This is a genomic window from Ectopseudomonas guguanensis (genome assembly GCF_900104265.1).
GTDB classification, from domain to species: Bacteria; Pseudomonadota; Gammaproteobacteria; order Pseudomonadales; family Pseudomonadaceae; genus Aquipseudomonas; species Aquipseudomonas guguanensis.
On record NZ_FNJJ01000011.1, the window covers coordinates 42,326 to 62,567 of the forward strand.

The following is a 20,242-nucleotide window of genomic DNA, read 5'->3' on the forward strand; positions in this document are numbered from 1 at the left end:
TTACTCCTGATTCGAGTGAGTCGCCGCGTCTTGCAGCGGCAGAGAAACGATGGCGCAGGTACCACGACCCGCGCGTGATTGCAGCAGCAGCTGGCCCTGGTGGGCACGCGCCACCGCCTTGACCACCGCCAGGCCCAGGCCGGTTCCGGTGGTCTTGGTGGTAAAGAAGGGTTCGCCCAGGCGCGCCAGGGTGTCCTTGCTCATACCCGGCCCGTTGTCGCTGACGCACAGGCGCAGCTGGCTGTCGCGGCGATACAGATGAATCTTCAGACGCGCATCGCGGCCGGCCGCCTGGATGGCGTTGTCGATCAGGTTGAGCACGGTGCCGACCAGCGTGTCGCGATTGCACAGCAACTCGCCCTCGCGCACGTCGCACTGCCAGCGCACGGCCATGTCGCCGACATGGGCATCGGCAGCGGCGCGCAATGCGTCGAACAGGGTCAGCGGCGACAGGCGATCCGGCAGCGGCAGTTCGCCGCGAGCGAAGATCAGCATGTCGCGCACCTGGTTCTCCAGTTCGTGCAAGCGCTCCTTCAAGCGCCCGGCAAAACGCTGCTGCTGCTCGGCCGGCAGGACCTGCTCATTGAGGTGACTGGCGTAGAGCAATGCAGCGGACAGCGGCGTGCGAATCTGATGCGCGAGGGAGGCGACCATTCGCCCCAGTGCGGAAAGACGTTCGTGACGAGACAGCTGATCCTGCAGGCGACGGGTTTCCGTCAGGTCGGTCAGAAGCACGAGCTGCCCGGGCTCGCCATGCAGGGAACGGGTGGCGATGGATAGACGACGGCCGTCGCGCATGGAAATTTCGTGACCATCGTCCTCGCGCGGGGCGAAGTTGCGAGCAATCACCTGGCGCCAGAGCATGCCAACCAGCGGCTGGCCGAGCAAGGCGCGCGCCACCGGGTTGGCCTCGCGCACCACGCCCTGACCGTCGATGACGATCACCCCGCCAGGCAGCAGATCCAGCAGGCTTTGCAGGCGATGCGCCAGGCGCTCCTTTTCGGCCAGCTCCTGCATGCGCTGAGCGCTGACGAGTGCCAGCTGCCCCTTCAGCTCATTGACCCGCGCCTCGAGCAGGCTGTACGACTCGCTGAGCTGATTGGACATCTGATTGAACAGGGCAAAGGCCTGCTCCAGTCCTGCGCGGCTGGCTTGTTCGAGCGGCGCGGGAAGGCTCGGCTCGGCTGACTCGGTAGGACGAAGGTTGGCTTCCATCGGCTTCTCTCGTACGACGCACCGTCAGAAGACGGTCGGATACGAGAGCCTTAGCAATCCCCGTGCCTACTTTTTTATCCTTGTTTATCAATGACTTGAAAAAACAAAGCCGGAGCTTGCGTCAAAGCTCCGGCTCTTGGGTCAGCAATCACTAGCAGGGGGCGCCATGCGCACCAGCAGTACAGGAGCATGACTTGTAAAGCTGCACGGCCGCCCCCAGACCAGTCACTCCTCGTCCTGACCTTCCTCGTCGCGACGACTCATGCCGTACTTGCGCATCTTCTCCACCAGGGTGGTGCGGCGGATGCGCAGGCGTTCGGCCGCGCGCGCCACCACGCCGCCGGCGTCATCCAGCGCCTGCTGGATAAGTCCCTGCTCCAGATTGCCGAGATAATCCTTCAGGTCCAGGCCTTCGGGCGGCAGCATGGCCGGGGTATCCAGCCCCGGCAGACCGGCCATGATCGCGGCACGCTCTTCCATCTCGTCGCGCAGGCTGGCGGCAAGCTGCTCATCCTCGTCATCGACATGGCGGAACTTCTTCGGCAACTCGCCAACGCCGATCACGCCGTAGGGATGCATGATCGCCATGCGTTCGACCAGGTTGGCCAGCTCGCGCACGTTACCTGCCCAGTCATGACGACACAGCGACATGATGGCGGCGGAGTTGAAACGAATGGAGCCACGCTTCTCGTGCTCCATGCGCGAGATCAGCTCGTTCATCAGCAGCGGGATGTCTTCGATGCGCTCTCGCAGCGGCGCCATCTCGATGGGGAAGACGTTGAGGCGGTAGTACAGGTCCTCGCGGAAGCTGCCGTCCTCGATCATCTTCTCCAGGTTCTTGTGGGTAGCGGCGATGATGCGCACATCGGCCGTCTGCGTCTTGTTGCTGCCCACACGCTCGAAGGTGCGCTCCTGCAGCACGCGCAGCAGCTTGACCTGCATGGGCAGCGGCATGTCGCCGATCTCGTCGAGGAACAGCGTGCCACCGTTGGCCAGCTCGAAGCGCCCTGCCCGGCTGGTGATGGCGCCCGTGAAGGCACCCTTTTCGTGGCCGAACAATTCGCTTTCCAGCAACTCGGCGGGGATGGCGCCGCAGTTGACCGGCACGAAGGGGGCCTCGCGACGCTTGGAGTGATAGTGCAGGTTGCGCGCCACCACTTCCTTGCCGGTACCGGACTCACCAAGGATCAGCACGCTGGCTTCGGTATCGGCCACCTGCTGCATCATCTGCCGCACCTGCTGGATGGCACGGCTGGTGCCCACCAGGCTGCGGAACAGGTTGGGCTCGCGCTGGCGACCACGATCACGGGCCTGGTCGTACATTTCACGATAGACCTGGGCGCGATGCAGGGAATCGAGCAGTTTGTTGTAACTGAGCGGAGTTTCCAGACTGGCCAGCACGCGCCTGCGCAGATCTTCCGGCCACTCGGCGATGCTGGATTCACCGACCGTCAACAGCGGCAGGAACTCGTCCCAGCCCGCGATCTGCTTGGTCAGTTCCAGTGCCCCGCCCTTGGCCTCGACATCACCGAGCAGAACGCTGAGCACTTCTCGACTGGAGCCCAGCTCAGCCACGGCACTGCGCCAATCCTGACTGCTGCAGGCCAGATGCTCTTCCCCGAGAAAACTCAGAATGATCGCCAGCTCGTGGCGGCGCACAGCATTGTCATCGATCAACAGGATTTTGGTTTCACGCCACATCTTGTGCTTGTCTGACTCGAGGAGTGAGGGGAAGGATGCGCCAGATCTTTAGCGCGCACCGGCAATTAGCCACTAGTAAAGTCAAAAAATTGAAGTCAGTCAAATTTATGACGTAACTTTTTTGCCCGCCAAGCGCCTTGGCTGGGTAGCGCCTTGCAAAGCCAGGTCGCGCCCATCGCTGAAAACAGGAAATGGCAGATCGTGGAGAGAGGCGACCGAGCCCAACCTGCTGGCTAAACTCGGCGAACACGCGGCAATCAACCGAAAAGCTGATAAACCTTGGCGCCCTGGCGGGATTGGTTGAGCTGCACCAGCTCACTGGCCAGACGCTGCTGCTCGGTCTGACAGACGGTTACCAGTTCGCGGTACAGGGCCAGGAGATTTTCCAGACCGCTGCGCAGGTCCTCTTCGTCACGGCTGTCGACCATGGCCGCTTCGACTGCCAGACGGCATTGCAGGTCGAGCTCGCCGATCGCGGCCCAATCCTGCTTGGCCAGCGCATCACGCATGGCCGACCCTGTGGCTTCCAAACGCTGGACGGATGAACTCATTCGCTTCTCCTTCGATGCCCGCCCATCACTGGGCGATGGCATCCCAACCCTGCTTGACGTTACGCAGCAATACCGACACTTCCTCGAGAAGCTCCGGTTCGTTGCTGACATTGGCTTCGGTCAAACGGGCAATCATGTACTCGTACAGGCTATCGAGGTTGCCGGCCAGCTCGCCGCCCTGCTGATGGTCGAGACTCTCGCGCAGTCCCGCCACGATGGCAATGCTCTTGCCGATCAACTCCCCTTTCAGCGCCGTCTGCCCACGCTCCATGGCACCTCGCGCCTGAGCGATGCGCGACAACCCACCCTCCATCAACATCTGAATCAGTCGATGCGGGCTGGCCTCTGCGGCCTGCGCCTGGTTGTTGACGGTCTGATACTGCTTGAGGGCCGCCATTGCGTTCATAGTCGCTCTCGCTCTACCGGTGGGCTGATACTCCAGGTATCGGCCCTGTGGCACAAAGCTTTAGCGTTTTTGTCGCTGAAAACGGCCAGCCAACAGCGAGCGATCAACCGGCAGGCGCCGGCTCGACCTCCGGCCCGATCGCATCCCAGGCGCTCTTGATATCGCCGAGCAGCGCTTGAACTTCGTCCAGCGTGCGCGGCGTATCGTCCAGCGCGACACCTGCCAGACGGCGGGTCATGTAATCGTAAAGTGCATCCAGATTCTCGGCGATTTCGCCACCCAGCTCCTTGTCCAGGGCAGCCTGTAGCACGCCAAGGATGGTGATGGTGCTACCCACCGCCATGCCACGAATCTCGGTATCGCCCTCGGCCTGCGCATGCTTGGCCAGCATCACGCGCTGCAGCGCGCCTTCGAGCAGGAGCTGCACGGTGCGATAGGGAGAAACCTCCTGGCTGGTCTTGACCTGCTTGTAGGCATCGATGGGGTTCTTGCTCATGACTTACTTATCCTTTCTGACGAAGCCGGGCAGGTTGGCCAGCATGCCGCTCAGGCTTTCGCTGGTGCGCTTGAGCTGACCGACCAGGGAGTCCATGGCGTTGTACTGGGCATAGAGGCGCTCCTGCAGGCTCTCCACGCGCTTGTTGAGCGATTCACGCTGCTTGTCGATATCCTTCTTGGTGACTTGCAGGGCATCGTTACGCTGCTTGAGCACACCGTCGGTGGCGACATAACTGGAGGTGAAGCTGGAAAGGCGCCCCATCAGGCCATTATCGCCCGCCAGGTAGCTACCCACCTGATCAAAATCCCTGTCCAATGCAGCCGTCAGCTTGGTGTCATCCAGGGACAGCTTGCCATCCTTGCCGGTGGTGATGCCCAGTTCGGCAAGCGCCTTGATACCGTCCTGCCCGGAAGTGTTGGCCAGCTCGTTGCGTAGCCCGGACAGCAGTCCGCGCACCGAGGTGTCACCAAACAGCGGCCCGGTAACGGGATTGGACCCGTCTACCGGAACAAAGGCCGTCAACTGGGCGGTGGTGCTGATCAGGGCATTGTAGGCATCGACGAACTTTTGCAGGCTGCTTCTCACACCCGCCTTGTCCACGCCGACCGTGATGTTGATGGTCTTGCCGTCAGTCAGATCGGTGCTGCTCTGCGCCGCGAGCAGATCCAGGGTGACGCCCTCCAGGGCATCGGAAATCTTGTTGCTGCTACGCACCACCTGCAAGCCATCAATGGTCAGGCGTGCAGACTTGGCCTGGGTGATGACGCCGCCGGCACCACTCGTGGAGTCGGGCTTGAGAAAGGCGCCCGCGTTGGCCGGGTCGGCAGTCGGGGCAAAGTTCTGGGTGGTCAGCAGGTTGCTGCCGGTAGTCACGCCGTCTTCCTCGGCGACCACCCGGATATCGTTGCCAGCGCCGGTCTTGGTGGAACTCAGGACAAGACGCGAGCCGGAGTCATCGGTGATGATAGAGGCACTGATGCCGCTGCTCTTGCCAGCCTCGTTGATAGCGTCACGCATACCGGCCAGGGTGTTGTTGGCCGCGGTAACGTCCACGCTTATGCTGGTAGTACCGACGGAGATTTCCAGCGTACCGCTATTGAAGGTGGCGGCCGTGCTGCCGGAGGTGGAAACGGACTGCAAGGCCACCTTGCTACTGGCAGCGAGCTGCTGCACCTGGACACTGTAGGAACCAGCCGGCGCAGTGCTGGTAGCGGTCGCCTTCAGCGTGCTGCTGCTCGACGAACTGGCTGTTCGGGCTTCGAACAAGGAAGTCTTGTTGAGCGAATCGACAGCGGACTTGAAGGTATTGAGCGCGCCGGTCAGCGTACCGATCGCAGAGATTCGGGTGGTGGTCTGCTTTTCCAGACGATCAAGCTGACTGGTTTTGGGCGCCTTCTCGGCATTCACCAGCGTTTTCACGATGGTGTCGATGTCGATGCCTGAACCTACACCTGTAATCCCTACCATGATGCTGTACCTCGTCAAAAATCCGACCGTATCCGCGGAACAACCGGATAACAGTCAAAACTCATGCCAAGACCATGAACTACGCCTCGGCCTTGAACAGAAGGCTGCGCACCTCCGACAGGTTCTCTGCCAACTTGAGCGCCTCCTCCGATGGAATCTGTCGGATCACATCACCCGATCCCGCATCCGTCACCTTCACCACGACTCGACCGGAACCGTCGTCGACAGCGAAGTTGATGCTACGTCGCACGCTTTGAACGAACTCCTGAATGGTCGCAACAGCATCCTCGACCTGTTCGCGACTGATTTCCTGAGGCGGCTCCACTACCCTGGCCTCGGGCTGCTGCGTCGCCTCTTCGGCAGTCCTGGAAACCATGGCAGCGCCGGCACTGGAGATCTTCTGACGCGCATCGACGTTGCTCGACAGGCCGCTATCACGTGCAAGCGTGGGATTTACAGAGGTTTTAATCGAACCGACGTCCATAAATTGCTCCTCACAATGAGGTAACGGGGGAAAGAGCCAGGCCCTTTCCCCCGTAGTCTAGCGCCTTTGACCTTAGCCCAGCAGACTGAGCACGGCCTGCGGCAACTGGTTGGCCTGAGCCAGGATCGCGGTACCGGCCTGCTGCAGGATCTGATTCTTGGTCAGTTCCGAAGTTTCGGCAGCGAAGTCGGTGTCGCGAATCCGGCTACGAGCAGCGGAGGAGTTCTCAGCGATGTTCTGCAGGTTCGAGATGGTGTTCTCGAAGCGGTTCTGCACGGCACCGAGCTGAGCACGCTGGCTGTCGATGTTGGAGATCGCACCGTTGATGATACCCAGAGCGTCCTGAGCGCCGGTGGCCGTACTGATGTCGATGGTGTTCACCGCATCCAGCTGGCTGAAGCCGTCAGCACCCAGACCGCCGGTGAGGCCAGTGACCTGGAAGGCATCGGCTGCCTCGAGCTGAACCTGGCCGTCGGCGCGTGCACCGCCACCTGCGACGATGGTCGCTGCGGCACCCACGTTGTCCACACCGTCGAAGCTCTTGGCCTGCAGAGTCGCACCACCCGAACCGGCGTAGTTACTGATGCTGATTGCATCGCCACGCGAGCTGACCAGTTCGATGGTGCCGCCTTTGGAGACTGCCGAGATGCCGGTTTTGCCGGTTTCACGGTTGATGGCATCAGCCAACGAGGACAGGTTTGTTACATCGTCGACGACCGCCGATACGGTAGCTGCATCGCTGTCCTTCGACTTGCTGGTCAGACCGGAGAGGTTGAAGGAGACGGTGCCGGAAGCGGTGATGCCACCCAGTACGGCCACGGTGCGAGCGTTGGCAGTTACGCCGGTCTCGTCGCTCTTCGAGTTGATCGCACGAGCCACTTCGCTGGCCGAGCCGCTGGCAGCGCCGCTAATGGCGACATCACCGTTGGAAAGCTTGGAGTTGATGTTGAACGAAGAGCTGCCGTAGGCGCTGCCCGAAGTGGCGCTGAAAGTGGCACCGGAAGCGGTGGCCTGAGCAGCGCCACCGGAGGTGGTGAAGCGGTTGATGCCGATGCGATCGGTAGAAGCAGAGCCGATGGAAACGCTGATGGTTTCGTAGGCGTTGGCACCGACCTGGAAGCTCTGCGAACCGAAGCTGCCATCGAGGATCTTGCGACCACCGAAGCTGGTGGTGTCAGCGATACGGTTCAGTTCCTGTTGCAGCTGGGCGACTTCGCCCTGCAGAGCAGCACGTTCGGTAGCGCCGTTGGAGCCGTTGGCCGACTGCAGCGCCAGGTCACGCATGCGCTGCAGGATGCCGGTGGACTGTTGCAGTGCACCTTCAGCGGTCTGCGCCAGGGAGATACCGTCGTTGGCGTTACGGGTAGCCACGCCAAGGCCGCTGATCTGGCTGGTCAGGCGGTTGGCGATCTGCAAACCGGCAGCGTCGTCTTTGGCGCTGTTGATGCGATAGCCGGTGGACAGGCGCTGGAGGGAAGTATCCAGGCCTTTGGACGAGGTGTTCAGGTTACGCTGAGTGTTGAGAGACGCAACGTTAGTGTTGACTGTAAGGGCCATGGTATTGCCTCCAGATGACCTTAGAACCGTTTGTCTGAGCTTGCGAGCTCGGGCCTGCATGCTCAGACGCCCAGAGAGTTCGCATTCGATCTCTTTATCGGCGCTTGCCTAAGGAGCTTTAGAGACAATTTTCAGCTTTTTTTTATTCTTCTCAGTCAATCACTTAACTAGCCATACCAGCCTTTCCTGGCCGCCCTGACTGAAAACCGTCGAGCGCCTTTGCAGCGCTCGACGATCCTTGCCTGCTCAATCCGGCATCCACGCCCTTTGCCAGCGGTGCAGATTCTCGCCTTCGAGCATCCAGTCACGATAAACCGCCTCGCGTAGCCGATCCCCCGCCTGCGCAGCAGCATCCAGGTCATTGATGTGCATGCGGATGGCATCGACCCAATCGCGGAAGCGGTTCTTGACCCGCGTCACCGGCAAATCACCGCGATAGCACAGCAGATCGCTGCAAATCACCGGGAAACCGCAGGCACCGTACTCGAGGAGGCGCAGATTGCTCTTGCACTCGTTGAACAGGTTCGGCTCCACCGGCGCCAATGCCAGGTCGAGATCCAGGCTCGCGAGCGCAGCCGGATAACCCTCGATATCGACACCGCCGTGAAATTCATTAACGTACGGCCTGATGGCATCCGGGCACATGCCCATGAATACCCACTCGACCTCCCCTGCCAGCTCGCGAACGACATCCACGATAAGCTCCAGATCACCGGTGTGGCTCACGCCACCCGCCCAGCCTACCCGAGGCTGGCGTCCGCGTTGGCGCTGGCTTTGCAGGCCCTTCCACCAGGTTGTCGGCAGACGGTTCTCGACCACCCGGATGTCGTCGTGCAGGCCGGCGAACGCCTCTGCCAACGGCTGAGTGGAGACGACGAAACGATCGACGAATTCCAGGCCGCGGCGCAGCGACTTGAGAATGTCCCGCGGCATCTGCCCCCGGTGCACGCTCTTGAGCGGCAGGTTGGGCAGGTAATCATCCAGTTCATATACCTTGAATGCTCGCGAGAAGCGCTTGATACGGCGCATGGCGTCCAGGCGCTCCTCACCGATCTGGCGCTGCAGAACCACCACATCGGGAGCGTAACGCTCCAGGTCCGTCACCTGCAGCAGGCCCATGGACAAGGTGCCATCGAGCAGGCCCTGCTCCTTCAGCGCCGAGAACGGCTGAATGACCCGGTAATGGCCGCATCCCCAGGGATCGGCAGGATGAGCCAGCACCACCGGCAGCGGCCTCCAGCTCAGCGGGCGCCAGGTCAGGGACACGTCGCTTTCCAGATCGAAGCCGGGGCCACTCAATGCCAGGTTGCGGTTGTAGGCCGGATCGTTGGCCAACTGCGGCAGGTACCGATCATAGAGCGCGTCCTGCGCCTCGGTGCTGGCGCCTTCCTGCCTGGCCTCATGCAGGAGAATGGCGTTCGCTGCCCAGACCGTCAGGTAGCCTGCATCGCGCACCCGCAGGCACAGATCGACATCGCGGTAGGCGGCCAGGGTGGCGTCCATGCCGCCGACATGGTGGAAGACCTCTGCGCGTACCATCAGGCAGTCTTCGCCGACCGCGGTGTAATTCTGGTCCACCTGGAGGCGCTGCAGGTAACCCGGCGCCTCCATCGGCTCGCCAGCGAATGCAGGGCTGGCCGGGCCGTTGAGGCCCAGCAGGAGCCCCGCCTGGGCGATACGGCCGTTCGCCGTGAGGAGCTTGCCGCCCACCACACCCACCTCGGGACGCTGGGCATGGTTGAGCAACTCGCCCAGCCAATCGGCATTGACGATGGCCGCTTCGCCGGACAGCAGCAACAGGTACTCACCGCGCGCCTGTTCGGCAGCACGGTTCTGCGCCAGCCCCGCCCCGACGCCGATCACACGCACCTTGTCGTCCCCCAGAGCCGCTACGTCACGCAGCCAGGCGCTGACGTCCGGACGGTTGCCACTGTCGGCCAGCAGCAACTCGTAATGCCCGTAGGCGGTCTTTTCCAGCAGGCTGTCGGTACAGCGCTGCAGGGCAGCCAGGGGCACGTCCGTCGCCAGAATGATCGACACCAGCGGGTTCGCGGCGTGGCCGTAGTGCACCCGGTAGCGACCCGGCAAGCCGGGCAGGATCCGGGCCTGGTAGCCGCGGTTGCCCAGATGGCGTTCTATCACCCGACGCTCATCGGCGTTATCGAGCAACGCTGGTGCATCGGTGATCAGCATGGGCTCGTCGATGTGTCCCAACCCGTTCAGCCCTTCCTGCTCGATCAGGCGGGTCAACAGTTCGAACTCGAAGGCCTCGGGATATTCGGCGTCGAAGCCACCGACGGCCAGGAACAGATCGCGGCGATACAACCAGTGACGCGCCATCACCATCGGGAAGCTGAGCAGCAGGTCGAGGTTGAAACCCGGCAGAAAGGCAGCCCCCAGGCCGCCATCGGGCAAGCGCTGCAACTGGTCGCCATAGACGGCACGGCAATCGGGATTGGTGGTCAATTCCAGCCCGGCGATCATCAGCCCGCTCTGGGTGAACTCGTCGCCGGCGCGCGCCAGCATGAACCACTGACAATCGCTGGCCTGCACGGCACGGTTGATCTGCGTCGCCAGGGGCTCGTCGCTCAGGCGCAGGAAATGCAGCTTGTCCGCAGCCGAAGTGGCCGGCACTTCGGAGGGTGTGATTACCAGTATCCGCAAAGTGGCGTACAGGCAGCGTTCACCGATCAGACTCTTCAGCGTGACCATCAACCGTTCGGGCTGCCCGTCGGTATCGAGCACCACGATGCCGATCAGCGGCCCGCCCTGGTGATCCTGCAGGTATTCGGCGATCAGGCGGTTCTCGGTCGCCGTCGGCAGACGCTCGGCCAGCCATTGCGTCAGGCCGCCCCGGGGGCGCTCGCCCAGGCTCTCGAGCATCTGCTGGCGGCCGCGCTGCAGGCCCTCGCTCGCAGAGCCCGAATAACGTTCGTAGAGCTCGCGGTACAGCGCCGGGAAGTTCTTGCGCTCGCGCCCCAGCATGTGGTCGCCGCCCGCACCAGGCGCCCGCGTATGAACCTCGCTGGTCACGGTCGGGACGTGCACGAAGGGATAACGCGTGGCCAGGCGCAGCAGCATGTCCCAGTCTTCGAACGCGGCAAGGCCGGTATCGAACTCGCCGACGCTGGCGAGCATCTGCCGCGGATGCGCCCAGGTATTGACCGGAATGTAGTTCTGCACGAACAGACGATCGCGATCGAACACCTCGTGCTTGAACGGCTGACCACGGCCGAGCTCGATGCGCTGGCCGTCTTCCAGCTTCTCGTTGACGTATTCCACCCCGGTATAGATGACGCTATCGGGATGGCGCTCGAACGCCTCGGCCAGCACCGCCAGGTGATTGGGCAGGTAGATGTCGTCGTCGTCGAGGTAGACGATGTAGCGCCCACGAGCAAGCGCCAGCCCCGCGTTACGCGCCGCGGACAGGCCCTGGTTGCGCCCCTGGCGAATATAGGTGATGGGGAAATCGTAGGCAGCCAGCAAATGCTCCACCGGCTCGCCGTTGTCATTGACCAGGATGACTTCGAAGTCGCGCAGCGTCTGGCTGCCGACACTGGCCAGGGCGTCCTGCAGCAGATCGGGGCGGTTGTAGGTGGTGAGGATGATGGAGAACAGCGCTCGCTCGTCAAACGCCGCGAGCGCCTCGAGCCGCTCGCACAGGAGCCGTACGCGAACGCCCAGCGGCGACTCGAGCTCATCGGGATACAGGGCCAGACGTCGGCGCAGGTGCGCCGCCACGTCGCGCTCCCGACCTCGTAACTTGCCCTGAGCATTGCGCTCGAAAACGCCTTCAACCAGGCGGATGTGATCGGCCAGCGGCGCATTCGACGAGTAGAACTCGGTAGAGAGCTGTGCCGAGTGAGCCCGATAGGTGACGCCGGGCTCGCTCAGGAAGATGAAATCGGGGTGCTTCTCCGCCACCTGCAGCATGGAAAGCCAGTCACCGGCGCCATTGAGCCGAGGATCGCGTCGCCAGACCTGGAGAAATGGCGCTCGCTGGATCAGCGCCGCCGACGGAGGAATGTAGTTGTCATGAATCAGCAGCTCCGCCACTTCGTTGCGGCCGCCGTCATAGTCATCGTTGCGATAGCCCGGATGCCTGGGTGCGGCGAGTGCCTCGCCCTGCTCGTTGACCCAACGTATCGCGGTGTAGCCAACGACGGCTTCGGGCTTTTGCAACAATCGGGGCAAGAGGCGCGACAGGTAGCCGGGGTTGTAGAAGTCATCGGCCATCAGCATCGACAGATAGCGACCGCGAGCAAGCTGGATGCCGTTGAGCACGTTGTAGCTGGGGCCGACATTGCGCAGATTGCGCAGATAACGCACACGAGGTTCGTCCGCATAGGCCCGCATGATCTCTGGAGTGCCGTCCGTCGAGGCGTTGTCCAGAACGAGAATCTCGATATCCTCCAGCCCCTGCTCCAGCACCGAGGACACCGCTTGCCTGAGGAAGCGACCGTGGTTGTAGGTCGGGATGATCACGCTGAGCAACGGCACGCTGCCGCGGACGGCGGCGGCATCACCGGCGATGGCGGCGGTCAGCGCAACGATCCAGCACTCGATGGAATGGGGATAACTGCGCCTGTCGGTGAAGAACGCCTGCAGCACTGCAGCTGCGGCGCCGACCTCGGCATTGCAGCGTGCGTTGATCTCCGGCTCACCCGCACAGCCCCGAGCATCGATGTAGCAGCCTTGCGGTAACCACTCGGGCACGTTCCAATCGCCCAGGTGCACAGGTACGCTGCCCTTTTCCAGGCACTCACGCCACTGCGGCGAGAGCAACCCCGGCAACTCGGGTGCATCGGCGCAGATTGCCCAGTGCGATGCGCTGGATGGCGATACCGGCAGATTAAGCGGCTGGTTCAGGCAAACGAGTCGGCCATCGGTGAAGGGCTCGCCGAGCGGAAGGAAAATGCGTGCGAACGAGGCCTCCTGCTCGGCGGAAAAACGTGGCTGCGCGCCCCGCAGCAGAAGATAGCGACGCACCTGCGGGTTCGCCGCAACGAGCGCTGGCCCGGCCGGGACGCCTGCCACGAGCAGGAGGGCGTCATGCGTCACCTCTTGCCCCGTCACCAGGCGCTCGAAAATCAGCCCATGGGCATCGCCATAGGCCTGCAGCTGCCGCCAGGGCAGCTCAAGCAGCAAAGGCTGCCAGGATGCTTCGTCGAGGACGAAAAGCTGCTCGGGATCATCGCAGGCCACGCCTGCGATACCTACCCGCCACGGCCTGTCGAGGCAACGACCTCCGACCATCACTTCACTCTGCATCATGCCCCCTGTCATTGTGTTGCGCCCCGCAAGGGCATCGGCGTCGGAACTTGCCGTGGGCCGCATGCCTTCGAGCAAGGCGTTCCCGGGCTGGCCGGGCGAATTATCCCTGTTGACCGCATGGCCTACGAGAGCGCGTGGAAGGTGAGCAGGTCATCGAACAGACAACCATGCTCGACCCCCGCCTGCTGCAAATGCCGTTCGGCATAGTCACGCCCTGCATAGGTTGCAATGAACACATAGACGCCCTCCTGCCGCAATCTCGGCAGAGCATCGGAACGCACCACGGGCACACCACAGAAGCTGTCGGCCTGCAGGTATTCATCCACTACCACCACCAGCTCACTGCCGGGGCGCAGTTCCCGTAGCGCTCGGCTCAAACGCACGCCGTGGGTGTTGGCCCCCCAGAAGGCGAAACGCAGCGGTGCAGTAGCGTCGGGCAAGGAGCGGCGCAACGCCTGCTCCATCAGGTGGTTGTAGCGGCTGCGCTCGCGCTCTTCGTAGAACGCGCTGATTTCAGCCCATGGCGCCCACCGCTCGCGAGCGAACTCTATCTGCCGGGCGGCTGCACTGCGGATCTTCTGCTTGACCTCTTCGAGGTCGGGCACGCTCGGATTCCAGTCGATCTCGGCGAAGGTTTCCCGGGTATGAATCTTCACGAAACGGTCCAGCCAGGCGAAGCGATCGCTGATGTTGTGAGCCACGACGATGGTCGGGATACCCATTGCAATGCAGGGTGCCGCGCAATGCAGGCGACTGGTCACGACCAGCGCCCCCTCGTCGGCATAGCGCCTGCACAATTCGCGCGCCAGGGCATCGAGCCGATCGGCTTCTTCCTGATCGGAGGGGATGCGCTCGTAGGGGTAGACGTGCGTCAGACGCTCGGACTTGTCGAGAAGCGCCCGGGGCATGTGCTCGAGTACCTCATCCGGTACGTCGACGAGAAACACCTTGCCGTCGGTGGGCGCGCGCTCGCGGCGGGGAAAGGTGATGGTCAGGCACCCCGACAGAAAGGCCGCCACCCCGCGCGAGCGGAACATGTGCATGACGCGCTCGTCACGAGTGCCGATGGGTTCGTGTCGGCGGAAATGATCCAGTTGCACGGGATCGTCGACATCGCTGGACAGACCGAAACTGAAGTAGACGGGGATGATGTAGGGTGACAGCGGCAAGGGGCTTTGTGCGTTGCCCAGGGTGAAGTAGCCACACATCGGCATCAGGATGTAGCCGTGACGCCCGTCGTATTGCTGGAATTCGTAACGATTGAGCCGCACGATCTGCTCAGGCGCGATGCCCATGCTGGCGTACAGGTGTTCCACGGCGTGGGTCTGGATATCGTCGCCCAGGTTGCTCCGGCTTCCCGACGTGAGGTGGCCGAACGTCATGACATTGGTGATCAGGCCATATTTCATGGCCGCAGGCGCGAGCATCGGTTGAACCTCTATCGAGTGGAAGCGACCGCCCAGCGGGCAATCACTTCGGCGTGCTTGTGCGGATGCAGGAATACGTAGTTGGTCTGGACGGTCTCTTCGGTCACCTGATCACAGGCTTGCAGCGAACCGTCGGCGCTGAATACCCAGGCGCCGTAGCCGTATTGCGCCAACAAGGCGAACACGTCATTGGGGTGATAGCCGAATTCCCGCGACCACTTGCGCAACAGCTCCATCAGAATGATCGGGGTATGCTGCAGAGTCTCATGCCCCCCCTGCACCACCATCAGCTCGGCACCCTCGACGTCGATCTTCAGCAATGTGGGAACGATATCGCGCTCGGCGCAGAAGATATCCAGGGTGGTGGTGCGGCAGGTCACGCTCTGGATCTCTGTACGCCCCCGGGTCTGCCCGGTGACCTTGAGCGAGGTGGCGCCCGACACATCCGGCGCGTAGAGGAAATTCAATTCGTCTTCCTCGTTGAACATGCCCATGCAGATCGGCTCCACGTTGTGCAGGGCATTGAGGCCAATGTTCCTTTCAAGCGCTTCGACAGTGCTTGGAATGGGTTCGAAGGCGAAGATCCGCGAGTCCGGGCAATTGCGCCCAAGAACCAGGGAGTACCAGCCGAGGTTCGCACCGATGTCGAGGAACACGTCGCCATTGCCGAAAACCGACTTGAGAAAACGGGTCTCATCCGTCTCGTAGCTGCCGAAGTCCAGCAGCGTGTAGGGCGTGGAATGCAGATCTACCGGGTCCATCAGCATGCTGATCTGATGAAGGGCAGAGCGAATCTCGACGCCCTGGGCTGTGATGCGGATCTCGGCCACATCGCTGTCGGCCAGGAAGGCAACGTAGTCGAACAGCCCGGCATGCAGGTCGTTCAGATACCCGGCGTACTGGTACTTGTCGATCTCACCGGCCCTGTAGCGGTCCCGAGCCAGGATCAAGCGATTATGAAGTGTCTTTTCCATGTCGGTTTACCGTTCAGGGCTCAATGAAATAACGCAGGGTTCGCTCGAAACCTTCCTCGGGCAGGATAACCGGCCGCCAGCCCAGGCGCTCCATCCGCGCCAGGTCGAAATGGCCGCCAGCGCGAAACAGCGCCTGTCGCTCCGTACTGGGTGGCAGGTGCCTGACCTTGAGACCAGGCGTTGGAGAAAGCCGCGCGATCAGCCTGGCCAGATCGAGGATGGTGGTCTCCTGATCCAGGCCGACGTTGTAGGCACTGCCGCCCTCCCCCCGCAACAGCAGGATCAGGAACGCCGCAGTAGTGTCGGCCACGTAGCAGAACGGACGACTCCCGGAGCCGTCGCTGCTGAGCACGATGTCGCGCCCGGCCAGGGCGTCGGCGACGAAATCGGCGAAGGAGCGACCATCGTCCAGCGCGATCCCCGGGCCGTAGGTGTGGGAAATGCGCGCAATCACGGCATGTACGGCGTACTGGCGGTGATAATCGGCACACAGGGTTTCCACCACCCGTTTGCCTTCACCGTAGCAGGCCGAGACATCCAGCGGGTCCAGGGCGCCAAAATCGCTCTCGCCGATGGCCTCCTCGCTGTGACCATGGCCATAGACCGCGCCACTGCTCATGAACAGCAGGCGCGCACCATGCTCCCTGGCCAACTCCAGCAGATTGAATGCCCCCAGAACATTGGAACGCAGCGTGCCGACGGGGTCCGCAAGATATTGCCGGGGGCTGCCGGCGCCTGCGGCGTGGACGATGAAGTCGAGCTGCGACAAGACGGGCATCGGCGCGCAGACATCCTGAATGATCGGCCGGAACCAGTCTCGCCCGGCCAGATGCGCAAAGCGCTGATGCAGCTTCTGCTGATTGCGCGCCAGGGCGTGGATGACCACCGGGGACTCCGGCCAGCGCTCGCTCAGCGAGGCGAAGAACTCCACCAGATAACTCGCCAGGAAGCTGGTAGCGCCGGCGATGAGAATGTGACGCCCCGCGAAACGCCGCCAGTCCTCGGGACGAGAGAAGATCAGCTCGAGGTCCTCGGCAATCACCGGATGGCGAGTCATGCGCCCCATCTCAGGCGAGCCTCGCCAGTACGCCCATGACCTCGCCTCGGGTCCAGCCGACGTCCACCGGCAGGCGCAATACGTCCACCACCTGCAGGCCAAGGCGCCCCAGCAGGCGGCGCATCGCGGTCTCGGTGAAGAAATTGACGTGCTCGTGCCAGTGCCGCTTCAGCGGTGCCAGCTCCAGACTACCGGGATGCTCACGAATCAGTGCTTCATGCGGCACCTCGAGGTACAGCAGGGAGGTCGGATGCAGGGCCGGCAGCATCCGTTGCACCAGGTCATAGGGGAAGGACACATGCTCGAGCACCTGGCTACAGCACACGAGGTCATAACGATGCTGGCCAATGAGTTGCGGCTCGATACGCTCGGCGCCGGGCACCAGTTCCACGCCGGAGATATCGTGGATGTGCAGCAGGCGATTGCGCTCGCGGAAAGGGCTGTTGATGCCGCTGTCGCCCCCCCAGTCCAGCACCGCGGGAGCATCGGGCAGATGCGGTGCGAGCCAGGCTTCGACTTCGTCGAGGTAGGCGGCACGCTCGTGATAGTGAGGTATCACGTTGACATAGTTCGGCTCGAAGCGGATTCGCTGGGCGTTGTACAGCTCGTCACGATAGTTGTGATAGAGCGCCGCCATCTGCTCGTCGGTGAAGCGATAGTCGAGGAACAGGGCGCCGCATTCCTGGCATTGCAACGAGTTGCACAGCGTATAGGCCATGCCTTGGCGCAGGTCGCGCAGGCCCCATTCGGGAGTGATTTCCACCGGTTCATGGCCGAATACGCGCAGGGCGACGAAGGGCATCAGCACCGCCGGGGAACGCTGCAGTTGCTCGCCAGCACAGCAGATGCAGTGGCGGGCGATGAGTTCTCGACTCACCATGTGCTGCGCCCTCCATCCATCACCAGATTGGCACCGTTCATGTAGGCCGAAGCATCCGAGCAGAGGAAGGCGATGGCGCCCCGGTACTCGTCGGCCTCGGCCATACGGCCCAGCGGGATCAGTTGCGTCAGCTTGCTGACGAACACATCGTTCTGCCCGGCATAGACGCCACCGGGCGAGAGCGCATTGCAGCGCACGCCCTGTTCGCACCAGTAGGTGGCCAGGTACTTGGTCAGGCCGATCAGGCCATGCTTGACCACCGAGTAGGTCACCGGCTTGACCGGCTGCTGCTCGGCCTCACGCCCTTCGACCCGGTACAGGCGCTGGTCCGGCGCGATGACGCCCAGGTCGGAGGCGATATTGACGATCACCCCACGCCCCTGCTGCGCCATCTGCGCACCGAAGACCTTGGCGCAGTTGAATGCGCCGCCGAGGCCGACGTTCAGGTCGAGTTGCCATTGCTCCCAGGGAAAATGCTCCAGACGGGAGAAATCCTTGTCGCCGGCGCTCTCCACCTTGGGGTTGCGCGCGGCGTTGTTGATCAGGATGTCCACCCGGCCATGCTCGGCCAACAATTGCTGCCCGACCGCCTCGAGCGCCTGCAGGTCGGTGATGTCAGCCACCCGGGTCGGCGCCTGGCAGCCGGTTTCCTCGGCCAGCCTGGCGGCGTTGGCAGCCAGGGCTTCGCCGTTGATGTCCAGCAGTACCGGAATGCCGCCAAGCCCGGCGATGGTCGCGGCATGCTGATAACCCAGCAGGCCCGCGCCACCGGTGATGACGGCCACGCGGCCGTCCAGACGGAACAGACTGTCCACGCTAGCCATGCACATTCACCTCGCTCAGTGCCACTTCCCTGCCCTCCTTCAGCGAGCGCAAGGCCGCCAATGCCAGGCGCAGGCTCTGCAGGCCGTCGTGCAGGCTGACCTGCGGCGTGGCCGAACCGTTCACGCAATCGAGGAAATGCCGCGCCTGGGCCAGGAACATGTCGTTGCGCACGAACCCGGGGAAGTCGTTCGCTTCGCTCAATTCGCCCTCGGCGCCATATACGCGCAAGCGGTTGGCCAGCAGGTCGATCTCGGCATAGCCGGCATCGCCGACGATCTTGAAGCAGCGCACCGGCGGGCGCTGCAGGTAGTCCTGATGCAACAGGATGGGGAAGCTGCCCATGGCGCCGTCGCAGCGCATCAGCGACGAGGCGGTGTCCTCGACGTCGATCTCCAGGTGGCTGAGCTGGCCGCCATGGGTGACGATGCTGCGTGGCAGGCCGAAGAACCAGTAGATCAGGTCCATCTCGTGTATCTGCGACAGGATCACGCCGCCGCCCTGGTCGGCACGCGCGGCGTACATCTGCCGGTAGTCCTCGTAGCGGTGCCAGTTGGGCAGGTACTCGCCGATCTCCGAACGCACGCTAAGCAGGCGCCCGAAGAAACCGCTTTCGAGCAGGCCCTTGATGCGCTGCAATCCGGGATGGAAGCGAAAGTTGTAGCCAACGTGGAACGGCAGGCGGCGCTGCTCCACCTCGGCCAGCAACTGGCCGATGCCGGCAAGATCGCTGGCCAGCGGTTTTTCCATGAACACCGCCACGCCGGCACGCACGCACTCGAGCGCCACCGGCACATGCAGCGAGTTGGGGTTGCAGATGAAGGCGGCAGCCGGCTTTTCCGCCAGCGCCTCGGCCAGGTCGTGATGCACGACGATGGCATAGTCGCGCTCGAGGTCGGCGCCTTCGTCGACAGTCAGGTTGTCACGCAGCTTGATACGCTGGCCGCGCACACGGTAGGCATGCACCTGCAGCTCATCACCGAGCAGTTGGCGCAGGTTGCGCAAGTGGCGCTGGCCAATGCCGCCCAGGCCACAGAACAGAATCTTCACGATGTTTTTCTCTCGTTGAGGGCCGTACCGCGCAGCCAGCCGGCCGCCAGCGCTGCCATGCTGGCGAGCCAGCGCGCCTCGTCACCGGCATTGCCACGGGCGACCTGCAGGACGAAGTCGCCACGGTAGTCGTACTGGATCAGTTGCTCACGCAAGCTGGGAAAATCGGTATCGCCCTGCCCCAACGGCACGGTCGTGGCGCCCAGGCGGCGATCCTTGATGTGCACGCTGCCGACGCGCGCGCCATAGGCAGAAAATTCATCCGCCGGGCGATAGCCCAGCGAGGCGCTGTTGCCGGCATCGTAGTTGACCTTGACCAGCGGGTGATCGAGCAAATCGAGCAGCTCACGAAATGCCTGCGGCGCCAGGTCGGTTTCCAGGTGCAGTTCGACGCCATGGCGCTCGGCCTGTGGCAGCACCTGGCGCAGGTTGGCCACCACCTGATCGCGCTCACTTTCGTCACGAATGCGCGAGGCATCGACGAAGGGCAGCACCACGCGGCCCACGCCCATCTCCGGGCAGATACCCAGCAACCACTGCAGGCGTTCGAGCAGCTCGGCGTTCTCCGCCTGGCTGCAGCGCAGCAGCGGACGATCCATGAAGTAGTCGGCGCAGATCGACACGACGGCGACGCCGTGTTGGGCCAGCAGGCCACGCAGTTCCTCGCGACCTTGCGCCGTTTCCAGCGGGTTGGCGCCCTCGCCGAACAGGTCATAGATCCATTCGATGCCGCGCAGGCCGATCTCGGCGGCGCGAGCGATTTCCAGGCGCCAGCCCTGACGCGGGAAGGACTGGAAGCGCCCTTCTTCCGGTGCGCCCAGACGCCCCTGCATGGTGTAGAGGCCGGCGTCGGCGTATTGGCTCAGGTAGTCGCTCAT

16 protein-coding genes are annotated in these 20,242 nt (G+C 63.0%); all 16 read right to left on the reverse strand.

Annotated features, from left to right (window positions below; genetic code table 11):
* The 16 genes from BLS61_RS16370 to BLS61_RS16445 all read right to left on the reverse strand — a co-directional run bounded on the left by BLS61_RS16370 (position 1) and on the right by BLS61_RS16445 (position 20,242).
* Positions 1-1,215: a sensor histidine kinase gene (locus BLS61_RS16370; RefSeq protein ID WP_090432603.1), complete on the reverse strand. Its 1,215-nt coding sequence runs from the start codon at positions 1,213-1,215 to the stop codon at positions 1-3.
* 225 nt (positions 1,216-1,440) lie between these two features.
* Positions 1,441-2,916 carry a sigma-54 dependent transcriptional regulator gene (locus tag BLS61_RS16375; RefSeq protein WP_090432605.1) on the reverse strand — a complete coding sequence of 492 codons (1,476 nt, stop codon included), beginning with the start codon at positions 2,914-2,916 and terminating at the stop codon, positions 1,441-1,443.
* A 257-nt stretch (positions 2,917-3,173) separates the two neighbouring features.
* Entirely contained in the window at positions 3,174-3,467 is a 294-nt protein-coding gene (gene fliT, locus BLS61_RS16380; RefSeq protein ID WP_090432607.1) for a flagellar protein FliT, read from the reverse strand.
* 25 nt (positions 3,468-3,492) lie between these two features.
* Positions 3,493-3,873: a flagellar export chaperone FliS gene (gene fliS / locus BLS61_RS16385; protein WP_017361938.1), complete on the reverse strand. Its 381-nt coding sequence runs from the start codon at positions 3,871-3,873 to the stop codon at positions 3,493-3,495.
* 103 nt (positions 3,874-3,976) lie between these two features.
* Complete coding sequence (gene fliS, locus BLS61_RS16390; RefSeq protein WP_090432609.1) at positions 3,977-4,369, reverse strand: flagellar export chaperone FliS; 393 nt, start codon at positions 4,367-4,369, stop codon at positions 3,977-3,979.
* A gap of 3 nt (positions 4,370-4,372) precedes the next feature.
* On the reverse strand, positions 4,373-5,839 hold the full coding sequence (fliD, locus tag BLS61_RS16395; RefSeq protein WP_090432611.1) for a flagellar filament capping protein FliD: 1,467 nt from the start codon (positions 5,837-5,839) through the stop codon (positions 4,373-4,375).
* Positions 5,840-5,918: 79 nt separating this feature from the next.
* Entirely contained in the window at positions 5,919-6,323 is a 405-nt protein-coding gene (locus tag BLS61_RS16400) for a flagellar protein FlaG (RefSeq protein WP_090432613.1), read from the reverse strand.
* A 72-nt stretch (positions 6,324-6,395) separates the two neighbouring features.
* A complete protein-coding gene (locus tag BLS61_RS16405; RefSeq protein ID WP_090432615.1) occupies positions 6,396-7,880 on the reverse strand; it encodes a flagellin in 1,485 nt (494 codons plus the stop codon).
* A gap of 246 nt (positions 7,881-8,126) precedes the next feature.
* Positions 8,127-13,154: a glycosyltransferase gene (locus BLS61_RS16410; RefSeq protein ID WP_244157969.1), complete on the reverse strand. Its 5,028-nt coding sequence runs from the start codon at positions 13,152-13,154 to the stop codon at positions 8,127-8,129.
* 122 nt (positions 13,155-13,276) lie between these two features.
* The gene (locus BLS61_RS16415) at positions 13,277-14,581 is read right to left on the reverse strand and encodes a polysaccharide pyruvyl transferase family protein (RefSeq protein ID WP_090432617.1); all 1,305 of its coding nucleotides are present in this window, start codon (positions 14,579-14,581) and stop codon (positions 13,277-13,279) included.
* 11 nt (positions 14,582-14,592) lie between these two features.
* Entirely contained in the window at positions 14,593-15,555 is a 963-nt protein-coding gene (locus BLS61_RS16420; RefSeq protein ID WP_090432619.1) for an FkbM family methyltransferase, read from the reverse strand.
* Positions 15,556-15,568: 13 nt separating this feature from the next.
* Positions 15,569-16,612 (reverse strand): NAD-dependent epimerase/dehydratase family protein, encoded by a 1,044-nt coding sequence (locus BLS61_RS16425; RefSeq protein WP_167358744.1) that lies wholly within the window; start codon positions 16,610-16,612, stop codon positions 15,569-15,571.
* A 10-nt stretch (positions 16,613-16,622) separates the two neighbouring features.
* Positions 16,623-17,492: a class I SAM-dependent methyltransferase gene (locus tag BLS61_RS16430; protein WP_090432623.1), complete on the reverse strand. Its 870-nt coding sequence runs from the start codon at positions 17,490-17,492 to the stop codon at positions 16,623-16,625.
* A complete protein-coding gene (locus BLS61_RS16435; protein ID WP_090432626.1) occupies positions 17,486-18,316 on the reverse strand; it encodes an SDR family oxidoreductase in 831 nt (276 codons plus the stop codon). The genes BLS61_RS16430 and BLS61_RS16435 overlap by 7 nt, the downstream gene beginning before the upstream one ends.
* Entirely contained in the window at positions 18,309-19,364 is a 1,056-nt protein-coding gene (locus tag BLS61_RS16440; protein WP_090432629.1) for a Gfo/Idh/MocA family protein, read from the reverse strand. The genes BLS61_RS16435 and BLS61_RS16440 overlap by 8 nt, the downstream gene beginning before the upstream one ends.
* Positions 19,361-20,242 carry a sugar phosphate isomerase/epimerase family protein gene (locus BLS61_RS16445; protein ID WP_208598813.1) on the reverse strand — a complete coding sequence of 294 codons (882 nt, stop codon included), beginning with the start codon at positions 20,240-20,242 and terminating at the stop codon, positions 19,361-19,363. Before BLS61_RS16445 ends, BLS61_RS16440 begins: the two co-directional genes overlap by 4 nt.

Bases quoted from the DNA above. Each gene is read 5' to 3' on its own strand.
- BLS61_RS16370 (WP_090432603.1), bottom strand. From the start codon at position 1,215: ATGGAAGCCAACCTTCGTCCTACCGAGTCAGCCGAGCCGAGCCTTCCC.
- BLS61_RS16375 (WP_090432605.1), bottom strand. From the start codon at position 2,916: ATGTGGCGTGAAACCAAAATCCTGTTGATCGATGACAATGCTGTGCGC.
- fliT (WP_090432607.1), bottom strand. From the start codon at position 3,467: ATGAGTTCATCCGTCCAGCGTTTGGAAGCCACAGGGTCGGCCATGCGT.
- fliS (WP_017361938.1), bottom strand. From the start codon at position 3,873: ATGAACGCAATGGCGGCCCTCAAGCAGTATCAGACCGTCAACAACCAG.
- fliS (WP_090432609.1), bottom strand. From the start codon at position 4,369: ATGAGCAAGAACCCCATCGATGCCTACAAGCAGGTCAAGACCAGCCAG.
- fliD (WP_090432611.1), bottom strand. From the start codon at position 5,839: ATGGTAGGGATTACAGGTGTAGGTTCAGGCATCGACATCGACACCATC.
- BLS61_RS16400 (WP_090432613.1), bottom strand. From the start codon at position 6,323: ATGGACGTCGGTTCGATTAAAACCTCTGTAAATCCCACGCTTGCACGT.
- BLS61_RS16405 (WP_090432615.1), bottom strand. From the start codon at position 7,880: ATGGCCCTTACAGTCAACACTAACGTTGCGTCTCTCAACACTCAGCGT.
- BLS61_RS16410 (WP_244157969.1), bottom strand. From the start codon at position 13,154: ATGATGCAGAGTGAAGTGATGGTCGGAGGTCGTTGCCTCGACAGGCCG.
- BLS61_RS16415 (WP_090432617.1), bottom strand. From the start codon at position 14,581: ATGCTCGCGCCTGCGGCCATGAAATATGGCCTGATCACCAATGTCATG.
- BLS61_RS16420 (WP_090432619.1), bottom strand. From the start codon at position 15,555: ATGGAAAAGACACTTCATAATCGCTTGATCCTGGCTCGGGACCGCTAC.
- BLS61_RS16425 (WP_167358744.1), bottom strand. From the start codon at position 16,612: ATGACTCGCCATCCGGTGATTGCCGAGGACCTCGAGCTGATCTTCTCT.
- BLS61_RS16430 (WP_090432623.1), bottom strand. From the start codon at position 17,492: ATGGTGAGTCGAGAACTCATCGCCCGCCACTGCATCTGCTGTGCTGGC.
- BLS61_RS16435 (WP_090432626.1), bottom strand. From the start codon at position 18,316: ATGGCTAGCGTGGACAGTCTGTTCCGTCTGGACGGCCGCGTGGCCGTC.
- BLS61_RS16445 (WP_208598813.1), bottom strand. From the start codon at position 20,242: ATGAGCGACTACCTGAGCCAATACGCCGACGCCGGCCTCTACACCATG.